This is a genomic window from Stenotrophomonas sp. P5_B8 (genome assembly GCF_054049855.1).
Map to the genome: position 1 here is coordinate 1 of NZ_JBFULO010000197.1, position 7,063 is coordinate 7,063.

Sequence of the window (7,063 nt, forward strand, 5' to 3'; positions counted from 1 at the left end):
GCACGTGGCGCTGGCGCTGATCAATGGCGATCCGGTGGACGAGGAGTACCTGCAGCGCGCTGGCGTGCTGCACAAGCTGCCGCAGTGGCGGGACCACGCCAATGCGCTGATGGGGCTGGTGGCCAGCGAGGCCTGACGCCTGCCGCCTTCCGGCGTGGCGATGCGGCTGCGCTGGAAGGTTTGATCGTGGGCCGGCCAATGTCCGGCCCTTCCGAATTCGATCAACGGCACATACAGCGTGTCCGCCGGCGCTGACGTAGACCCGTGCGCGTGCACGTGCGGCGGTGCGGTGCAAAGCGCCTTCCATTGCGCAATGAACTCGACAAAGAGGCTTCTCCCATCGGCGTCGCACGCATGACGCGCGCTGTGAAGCCTTCCAGGCGCGGCCGTYGGTGGRTCGGGCGTTGGGCCCCSATGCCCTTTCCGGCGAATGTCCTCCGGCGTCGGCCTGCGGCCGCCMCCTCCCCCTTTATTTCGCCTCCAAGGGCATGGGGCCCTCCCTTTTTTACTGCTACAGAGCTTCGATGGATCAGAAGCGCTGGGTGTACTTCATGTACAGGAAGCGACCGATATCGAAACCGCCGTAGTAGGCGAAGCTCGAGTTCGGCGCCGAGTACATCAGCGGACCCTTGTGGTCGAACACGTTGTTCGCGCCCAGGGCGATGGTGGCATCCCACGGCGCCTTCCAGCTAACCTGCAGGTCGTGGAAGGTGTTGGAGCCGGTCTTGCGCAGCGGCTCGGATTCGCCATTGGCCATGTGGTTGGGCGCATTGCACCAGAACTCGCCGGTGTCGATGCAGTCTTCCTTCATGCCCGAGTAGTAGCGCGCGGTGTAGTTGACACCGAAGTCGCCCATCGCCCAGTTGATGCCCACGTTGGAACGCACGCGGAACAGGCCGGCTTCGCCGACGCGACCGATCATGATGTTCTGACCGGCGGCATTCTGGCCCTGCTCGTCGTACTTGGACAGGTAGCTGGTCTGCCAATCGATCGAGAACTGACCGATGGCCAGTTCCGGCAGGCGGTACTTGATGCCCAGGTCGTAACCTTCGGTTTCCATCTTGCCGAGGTTGGCGGTGCCGTAGGTGATCGCGCTGACGTGACCGTCATCGGCACGGACCACGCCTTCGCAGCGTGCCGAGTTGCCCAGCACGTAGCAGTCGCGCAGGATGCGGTCGACGCTGTCAGCGATGATCATGTCGCTGATTTCGTACTTGTACCAATCCAGCGAGATGTCCAGGCCCTGCACCCAGCGCGGGCTCCAGACCAGACCGGCGGTCGTGCTCTTGGAGGTTTCCGGCTTCAGGTTCGGGTTTGCACCGGAGACGAACTGGTCACCGGACTGGCACGGCAGGGTGGAGCAGGCCTTGTTGCCCTGGCCCAGCTGCACGTAGTCGGCCGGAACACCTGCGGCCGAGCACGGGCCGTTGCCGGCGACGCTGCCCGGAGCGGTGGTGCCGCACGGATCGATGTACGACTCGAAGCTCGAGCTCAGGCCACCGTACAGATCGGCGATGGTCGGCGCGCGGAAGCCTTCAGCATAGGTGGCGCGGACCAGCAGCTCGTCCATCGGACGCCAGGTCAGGCCGAACTTGCTGTTGGTGGTGCCGCCGAAGTTGCTGTAGTCCGAGTAGCGGCTGGCCATGTTCAGGGTCAGCTCCTTGGCGAACGCCATGTCCGCCAGGATCGGCACGTTCAGTTCGAGGTAGACCTCGTTCAGATCGTACTCACCACGGGTCGGCTTCTGGCCCAGGCCGGTGGACTGGCCCGACTGTGCGAAGGCGTCCGGCGTGTAGCTGCCTTCTTCCTTGCGGTGTTCCACGCCCATGGCAAAGCCCAGGTCACCGGCCGGCAGGGTCACGATGGAGCCCGACAGGTTGGCGGTGAAGCTGGTGGTCTTGGTGATGCCGCGGGTGGTGAAGGTCGGGAACAGGAAGTCCTGCAGCTCCTGGTCGGCCAGCGAACCCTGACCTGCGACGCCGTAAGGCAGCAGTGGGTTCCACGGACGGCAGTCACCCAGGATCGGGTTGGCTGCGGTGCCGCAACGGGCAGCGCCGGCGCCGTCGATGAACGACGGGCCCAGCGCCTGACGGGCAGCGATCAGGCTCATGTCACCGCGGTTGGTCTTGATCGACTCGTTGCGGTTCCACAGCGCGCCCACGTCCCAATCGAAGCTCTTGTCAGCCACTTCGAAGAAGCCGCTGATGGTCGGTGCGAAGCGCAGGGTCTTCAGCTGGCTGTCGGTGGTGCGCGGCACCTCCCACAGGCGACGACGGAAGTCGACGTTCTGGCCAACCGGGTTGAAGGCGCTGGTCGCCGACAGCGGGGTGCTGAACGAGCTGGACTGGTACGGGTAGCCGGCGATCTGCTGGAACGTGTTGCGTTCGTTGTAGAGCAGATCGGTGTTCAGGCTGATCGAATCAGTGAAGTCGTACGTGCCGTTGATGTAGACCGACTTGCGCTCGACACCGGTCAGCAAGGTCATCTGCTGGTTGGAATTGGCGTACTCGTCGGCGGTCAGCTCGTGGTAGTCGTTCGGGTTCTTCGGGTTGCCGCCCTGGTTCAGGGTCTGCCACACCGCGGTCTTGGAGGTGCGCGAGCAATCAAACAGCAGCGGGTTGCACCAGCTGCCGTTCTGGCTGATCGGGCTCCAGTCTTCACTGGTGGAGTTCGGACCCAGCGAGCCGTCACGGCTGTACCAGCGGTCCTTGGCCCACACCGGATCCTGCTTGGAGTATTCGGCCGACAGGGTCACGCTGCCGCGCTCGCCCTTGGCACCCAGGGTCATCGAGTACTGCTGGCTTTCACCGTCGCCGTTGCCGTACTGGCCAACGTAGACGCTGGCTTCGCCGCCTTCCACGTTCTTGCGGGTGATCACGTTGACCACGCCGGCGATGGCGTCGGAACCGTAGATGGCCGACGCACCGTCCTTCAGGATCTCGATGCGCTCAACCGCGGACATCGGGATCTGGCTCAGATCCTGCAGGCCGGCGGTGGAGGCGCCCAGGCGCTTGCCGTTCATCAGCACCAGGGTGCGCTCTGCGCCCAGGTTGCGGATGTCGACGTAGTAGCCGCCCACGTTCTCGCCCGAAGCCAGCGACTCCGAACGCGAGATGGCCGGGGAGCCGGCCGAGGTCAGGTTGTTCAGCACGTCCGCGACGCTCGAGAAGCCCTGCTTTTCCAGGGATTCGCGGGTCATCGTCAGGATCGGCTGCTGCGTCTCCATGTTGGCGCCGCGGATGCGCGAGCCGGTAACCGAGATGCGGTCGAGGTCAGTGGTGCCGGAGGCAGCTTCCTGCGCCGAGGCAAAGCTCGGCGCCAGCGCCAGCGCAATGCCGGCGGGCAGAAGGCCCAGCCGCACTGCGGGAGTACGAAAATTCATTTATCTCTCCGAGGTACGTTAGTAGCGTGTTAAAACGCCTCGGAAAGTTACGATTGCGTTGCAGTTAATTATTTGCGCGAAGCAACCGGAGGCTTTGCCGACTTTGGCGGGAGCATTCCGACGGTCTCGCGGAAGCCTGACGCAGACTGCCCATAACGTGCCCGGAAGGCCCGTGCGAAGCTGCAACAGTTGTCAAATCCGCTTGCTGCGGCCACTTCGCCGATCATCATGTCGGTATCACGCAGCAGGTCGGCCGCGCGCTCCAGGCGCAGGCGCGCCGACAGCGATTGCGGGCTTTCCTCGTACAGGCTCTGGAACGTCTTGGACAGGTACCAGCTGGAGAAGTTGGTTAGCTCGGCCAGTTCACCAATGCGCACCACGCGGTGGCTGTTGCCTTCCAGGTACAGGCGCGCGCGCTGCATCCGCCCGAACACCTGGCGCTTGCGCAGGCGCGAGCGGCCGGGGCAACGCTGCACTCCGGTGGCCAGCGCGCGCTGCAGTGAGGCCAGGTGCAGCAGCACCGGGCGCAACGCCTGCGCCGGCTGGCCACTGGCCAGGGCATCKCGCCACAGCCGCAGGGCCACGCGGACTTCACCGCGGCTCATGCTGCCGCGACCGGCATACAGGCTGCAGTCTTCCAGTTCGCCGAGCGCACGCAGCGCATCCGGGGTCAGGCTCAGCCCGATGCACAGGCCATCGCGGCCGGCCTGGATCATCGGGCGCGATTCCTTCTCGAAGGCGATCCACTCGCGCTGGCGCAGACGGAAACGGCCTTCCTTGGATTCCACCCACGCGCTGCCACGCAGCTGCATCCATACGGTGAAGGTGGCGCCGGCGGTCTGCAGGCTGCCGAGCCGAGCCACGCCCAGGCAGGTGGGCAGCGGGCCGTCGTCGACGATCTTGTCCAGGGAAAGCGATTGACCGCGATCGGCGAGGGAGAGCTGACGCATGACTACACCGTGTTTGCCGTAACTGGGCAACCGTTTTGCCAAATCAGGTCGACCCGGTCAGGAAAGTCCTACGAGATTCATCCGAATTCGACACGAGGTCGATACGAAGGAATCACGAAGTTCATTTCCCTTTTGTAAACAAGGCGTTGGAGATCGTGGAGAAGACCGGTGCGGGAGCCTCGGGCAGTTCCATCACGCCGATATCGGCGCCGTCGGCCACCGCAAGCGCCACATACAGCGCGCTGCCATCGGCCTGCGCACTGAAGCCGTTGCCGGCACTCAGGCGATCGGCATCCAGGCAGTGCTCGACGCTGGGCGCGCCGACGTTGATGCGCGAAAACAGGGTGGCGCAATCGGCGCGATTGGACAGGTAGTCGACGCTGCCGTTGCGGGCGACGGCCCAGGTCCGATAGCGCCAGCGCGTCGGCCGGTCGTCGCTGAGCTGCCGGATGCTGTCGGCACTGAGCCGCGCATCGGCCGACCACAAGCCGCCGGCCGACAACCGCGTGAACAACACGCGCTGGGTGGCCGGGTCGAAGCGGGCCTGCGAGACCCCGTCGATGCTGCCGAGCAGCGTCCACGGCGAGGCGCGCCGATCGAACAACAACAGTCGCATGCGTTCGTGCGGGTCGCGATCGACTACCAGCAGGTGGTCGGCATCGCCCGCATACAAAGCCTGCAGTGGCTGGGCGACGGGTACCGGCAGCGCCACCACCTGCTCGTCGCGCGGGGAAACCTCGTAGATCACCGGATTGGCCTGCGCATCGCGCCCGGACACCAGCAGATGCGTGCTGTCCGGTGACCAGTCCGCGGCTTGGCGCGTCTCCGGACGCAACCCATCGACCGGGCGCAGCGATTCGGGCCGGGTCAAGTCGGCCCACCACAATCCGTAGTTCCCGGAGCGGTCGGAGGTGAACACCAGTTGCCGGCCATCCGGGGCCAGCATCGGCTGACCATCACGGCCGTTGGAGGCGAACAGGCGCTCGGGGTGGCCGGGCCGGCCCTCCTTGAGCGACACGCGGAACAGACCGAACTGCGCCTTGCGGTGCACGAAGGCCAGCATTTCGCTGCTGCGCGACACCGCCGGCGACTGCGCATCGTCGATGCCCACATCGCGCAGCGTGCGGGTCGGGATATCCAGCTCGTACAGCCGCGATTCGCTGTCCACGCGGCGCCCGAACACGATGTGCCGGCTGTCGCTGCGCCAGGCCCACCCGCGGATCTCGGCCGAATCGTCGGTCAACTGCTCCGGCACGCCGCCCGCCGCCGGCAACCGCCACAGATCACCGATCTGCGGATTGCGCACGAACACGATCCAGCGCCCGTCCGGCGAGTAGCGCGGGGCGTAGTCGAAACTGTCTTCGGCCACCTCGTAGTCCAGTGGCGTCCAGCGCCCGCTGGCGATGTCCAGGATGCGGATGCCACGGTGCGCGTAGCGCCCGGCCAGCGAGCCGAACAGCAGGCCGCGCCCGTCCGGTGTCCAGTCGAAGCTGAGCAGTTCGGTGCCATCGCAGCGGGTGACGTGGCGCAMCGCGCCGCCGGTCGCGCTGGCAATCAGCACTTCGCAGCCGGCATCGGGACCAAAGCGGGCGAAGGCGATGTCGCGACCGTTCGGCGACCAGTTGGGGAAGCGGTCGGAGTACCCCTGCGGCGTCTCGGCCAGCAACCGCGCCGGGGCGTTGCCGGAGGTCTGCACTTTGATGCTGCTGCCCTGGCGGGCGCTGCTGTCGGCCTCGTAGGCCACCTGCGAACCGTCCGGGGACAACGTGGGATAGGTTTCAAACCCCGCCGTGGCGGTAATCAGCCGGTACGGTCGCTGCGGGCTGCCGATCACGCGGCTGCCGTCTTCCAGCACGCCGCTGGACGCGGCCGATGGTGCAGGACGTTGCAGCAGCAATGCGGTCAGCACCAGCAGCGCGATCATCATGCCAACGCCGAGCGCGAGCAGGACGTAGCGGCGCATCCGCCGCCACCGGCTGCGGAGGGATCCCGTGGCGGGCGCGGCCACTTCGGCAGGCACGTCCAGTGCTGCGGTGTCGTCGCGTTCGATGAACGTCACCGCCTCGGCAGCCGGCGCCGCATCGACCGCTCTCACCGGCACGAGCAGGCGATAGCCGGTCTTGGCAATGGTTTCGATGTAAGGCGTGCCCGTGACATCGTCGTTGCTGAACGCCTTGCGCAGCTGTGTCACTGCCTGGGTCAGCACGTCATTGGTGGGCAGCGTGTCCGGCCATACCTCGGCGAACAGTTCATCACGGGTGACCACCGCACCCGGCGCGCGCATCAGCGCCTTCAACACACCCAATGCCTTCGGCGTCAGCCGTCGCGGACGACGCGCACCGGGCACCGTGACCTCGCGGGAGGACAACGTGACGGTGCACTCGCCGATCCTGATCACATCGGCTGAAGTTGGCTCACTAAAGGGGCTGATCATTCCGGTGGTACGAGTGAATGCAGGACAACAGGAACGCAGCATCCATCGCAACCGAACACCGATCGAACGAACCGCCAGATTCCGCACATGCCATCAGCGCAAACCGCAAAAAAACTGAAGCGCGCGAATACTAGCCTATGGCGGTTAACTGCGCCTGTGCGCGTGGACAACATCAGGCCCTCTCTCGCCGACGAATTCACATAAATCGCTTCAGTATTCGCGCCTCCGGGCGCGAATTTTTTATCTGCGATTCAGTTTCGTCCACGGCGCAGCATGGTCAGTCCGACCAGCCTGGAT

3 protein-coding genes and 1 pseudogene are annotated in these 7,063 nt (G+C 65.5%); 1 reads left to right on the forward strand and 3 read right to left on the reverse strand.

The window, feature by feature from the left end:
- Positions 1-136 (forward strand): annotated as a pseudogene (locus ACXJKH_RS11925) (HDOD domain-containing protein); the annotation flags it as partial.
- Positions 137-529: 393 nt separating this feature from the next.
- Here the strand turns inward: ACXJKH_RS11925 and ACXJKH_RS11930 are convergent.
- The 3 genes from ACXJKH_RS11930 to ACXJKH_RS11940 form a co-directional block, all read right to left on the reverse strand.
- Positions 530-3,382 carry a TonB-dependent receptor plug domain-containing protein gene (locus tag ACXJKH_RS11930; protein WP_457319598.1) on the reverse strand — a complete coding sequence of 951 codons (2,853 nt, stop codon included), beginning with the start codon at positions 3,380-3,382 and terminating at the stop codon, positions 530-532.
- Positions 3,383-3,450: 68 nt separating this feature from the next.
- Positions 3,451-4,332 (reverse strand): helix-turn-helix transcriptional regulator, encoded by an 882-nt coding sequence (locus ACXJKH_RS11935; RefSeq protein ID WP_256776479.1) that lies wholly within the window; start codon positions 4,330-4,332, stop codon positions 3,451-3,453.
- Positions 4,333-4,453: 121 nt separating this feature from the next.
- Positions 4,454-6,766 carry a winged helix-turn-helix domain-containing protein gene (locus ACXJKH_RS11940; protein WP_457319599.1) on the reverse strand — a complete coding sequence of 771 codons (2,313 nt, stop codon included), beginning with the start codon at positions 6,764-6,766 and terminating at the stop codon, positions 4,454-4,456.
- Positions 6,767-7,063 lie beyond the last annotated feature (297 nt).